1 protein-coding gene is annotated in these 278 nt (G+C 45.0%); it reads right to left on the bottom strand.

Translation table 11 applies throughout. The features are described 5' to 3' along the window. Positions 1-30 precede the first annotated feature (30 nt). The coding region (locus tag RUMCAL_RS16150) for a hypothetical protein (protein WP_021681041.1) at positions 31-278 on the bottom strand (248 nt) is incomplete at its 5' end.

Genomic DNA, 278 nt, shown 5'->3' with positions numbered 1-278 from the left:
GGGGACCGCCGTTAGGCGGTGGAGGGGTTTCTACGTAACGTTCAACGTCAAACAAAAGGATTTTACATCAGTGGAAGATTCTCTGTATAATCTTCGTGTAATGCTTTTGCAATGTAGTACAAGTGCAACGCGAACTCTTTTCTTTTTTTGCTTCTTTTCAGTAAAGAAAAAAAGAAGCGTAACTCTTTGTGAAACCGGTTGCTTGCTGTAGCGAATTACACGGAAGAACCCCTCCACCAGCTTTGCTGGTCCCCCTCCCCTTTCAGGGGAGGCTTTTT

Source organism: Ruminococcus callidus ATCC 27760 (assembly GCF_000468015.1).
Classification (GTDB): Bacteria; Bacillota; Clostridia; order Oscillospirales; family Ruminococcaceae; genus Ruminococcus_C; species Ruminococcus_C callidus.
The sequence above is the reverse complement of the archived record's forward strand: the minus strand, read 5'-3'. Positions and strand labels throughout refer to the sequence as shown.